This is a genomic window from Pseudoalteromonas sp. SR45-5, from assembly GCF_014163565.1.
Lineage (GTDB): Bacteria > Pseudomonadota > Gammaproteobacteria > Enterobacterales > Alteromonadaceae > Pseudoalteromonas > Pseudoalteromonas distincta.
Genome location: NZ_JACJDN010000561.1, coordinates 1 through 2591, shown reverse-complemented (window position 1 = coordinate 2591; position 2591 = coordinate 1). Strand labels below are relative to the sequence as shown.

Below are 2591 nucleotides of genomic sequence, written 5' to 3'. Positions count from 1 at the left end.
CAAGTCTACAACAAGGCAAAAATTTTGCAGTGTAGTTATTCTACATAAAAAACTTTTAACGACGTTATGGGCTTGTTTAGCTCGTTAGAATACTTACGCTTTCAATATAATTGGTATTAGTTCATGCCGTATTTTTTAAGCTTTTTACGTAAAGTACCACGGTTGATACCTAGTAAAATTGCTGCACGAGTTTGGTTACCACGTGTATATGTCATTACTTCTTCAAGTAATGGCGCTTCTAGCTCTGAAAGAACAAGGTCGTAAACGTCTTGCACATCTTGACCGTTAAGCTGCTTTAAATAGTGGTGAACAGCTTTTTTTACTGCATCACGCAATGGCTGCGGTTTCTCGTGTGACTGAACATGAGGGTTAGTGATAAATGGAGAAGTCACGTTTTGTTCGAACATTATTAAGTCTCTTTCTTTCTTAGTTAGCTGCTAGTGTTTTAAAGTATTGCTCTAATGCGACGACCTGTGCCTGTGGGTTGTCGAGCGCATTAAATACTCGCCTAAACTGACCATCACTGTCATGGGTTTGCAAATACCAAGATACATGTTTGCGAGCAATTCGCGCTCCCATTGGCTCACCGTAAAACATATGGAGGTTTGTTAAATGCTCCATTAATATACTGCGCACCTCTGCAATAGCAGGTGGCTGTAAATGTTCCCCAGTTCGCAAATAGTGGTCTATCTCCCTAAATATCCAAGGGCGACCTTGGGCGGCTCGGCCAATCATAATGGCATCTGCACCCGTATAGTCTAAAACCTGTTTTGCTTTTTCTGGTGATGTAATATCACCATTGGCAACTACAGGAATCGACACTGAACGTTTTATATCCCTAATCGTGGCGTACTCAGCCTCACCTTTGTACATACATGCGCGCGTACGCCCATGTACAGCAAGTGATGCAATGCCATAACGTTCAGCTATTCTCGCAATCTCTACACCATTACGGTTATCCGGATCCCATCCTGTACGGATTTTAAGTGTCACAGGTATATCAACAGCATTAACAACTGCATCAATAATCTCTTCCACAAGTTCAGGAAACTGTAATAAGGCAGAGCCTGCGAGTTTCTTGTTCACTTTTTTTGCTGGGCACCCCATATTGATATCTATGATCTGTGCACCATTAGCAACATTGAATTGTGCGGCCTGCGCCATAAGCTCAGGATCTGCTCCTGCAATTTGCACCGCGCGTATACCCGACTCACCGCTGTGATCCATACGGTTCATCGACTTTTCTGTTTTCCAAACCTTAGGATTTGACGATAGCATTTCAGACACAGCTAAGCCCGCACCTAAGCGTCGACAAAGTTGTCTGAATGGTCTGTCTGTAATGCCTGCCATTGGCGCGACAATTACATTATTCTCAAGTTGGTATTTACCGATACGCACTATATTCAATAGGCCTCTTTTCAAGGGGCGCTAAGTTTACGGTTTTTTTCACAAAAATCAAAGGCTATAAATTGAACAAAAGTAACTTTTTTTTGCCCTTTTCGTATTGACATTTGATAACCACATGACAAGTAGGTTGATTTGTTTGAAATTCATACAGATTTTATTTTTTACAAGATAACTAGAAAATTTTTTGATATGTAAAAAAATAGTAAAGCCTGTTAAATACAGGCTTTACATGCATGTTTTGAGTTAATACTCTAGATTTGATTGTTCGATTTATTACGCTTTTTTAGTGCCACTTACTCGAGTCCAATCACCTTCAACGGCAATGTCATCTAGTTCAATAAACGGTGCATAAATGTCAGCAACCGATTGCGCTTGTTCTTCTAAAATACCTGACATGGCAATTTTACCACCTGGCTTTAATAACCCTAAAATCACACTATGTAATTCGCGAAGTGGCTGGGCTAAAATATTGGCCACTACTATATCTGCACTAAACTCAGGTTGGTTTTCTGGAAGGTATACTTCGAGTTTGTCTGCAACACCATTTCGGTTCGCGTTATCAAGGCTAGCTTCAAGCGCTTGAGGGTCAATATCTATCCCAATCATACGCTCTGCACCTAGTTTTATAGCTGCAATACCTAAAATGCCTGAGCCACAACCAAAATCAACAACCGTTTTACCCGTCAGATCTTGGCTTTCTAACCATTTAAGGCACAAGGCCGTTGTTGCATGCGTACCCGTGCCAAAAGCAAGGCCAGGGTCTAGCAATACATTTACAGCATCAGGGTCAGGAATGTCGCGCCAGCTTGGGCAAATCCATAGTTTTTCGCCAAATTGAATAGGGTGGAAGTTATCCATCCATTCACGTTCCCAGTCTTTATCTTCAAGTTGCTCGATTTTGTATACTAAATTGTCTTTTAGCTCATCATGGCGCTTCAATAATGCAACGACTGCGTTCATATCATGATTAGCTTCGAACAGGCCAATAACTGTGGTATCAGCCCAGAACACAACGGTGCCAATTTTAGGCTCGTAGATAGGGGTGTCTTTTGCGTCAATAAAGGTTACTGAAGCGCTACCCACTTCCATTAATAGATCGCTTACGGCATCAGCTGTTGCAGCATTGGCATTAATACGAATTTGGATCCAAGCCATGGTTATTTCCTTCAAATAGAAAAAAGGCC

Annotated in this window: 3 protein-coding genes; all 3 read right to left on the bottom strand. The window is 41.4% G+C overall.

What is annotated here, in order from left to right; translation table 11 throughout:
• Nucleotides 1-116 precede the first annotated feature (116 nt).
• Nucleotides 117-407, bottom strand: coding sequence for a DNA-binding transcriptional regulator Fis (gene fis / locus H5072_RS16495; RefSeq protein WP_002957804.1), 291 nt, complete (start codon nucleotides 405-407; stop codon nucleotides 117-119).
• A gap of 19 nt (nucleotides 408-426) precedes the next feature.
• The gene (gene dusB / locus H5072_RS16490) at nucleotides 427-1398 is read right to left on the bottom strand and encodes a tRNA dihydrouridine synthase DusB (RefSeq protein ID WP_024597553.1); all 972 of its coding nucleotides are present in this window, start codon (nucleotides 1396-1398) and stop codon (nucleotides 427-429) included.
• Nucleotides 1399-1680: 282 nt separating this feature from the next.
• Nucleotides 1681-2562, bottom strand: a complete 882-nt coding sequence (gene prmA / locus H5072_RS16485; protein WP_182694144.1) for a 50S ribosomal protein L11 methyltransferase — start codon at nucleotides 2560-2562, stop codon at nucleotides 1681-1683.
• Nucleotides 2563-2591 lie beyond the last annotated feature (29 nt).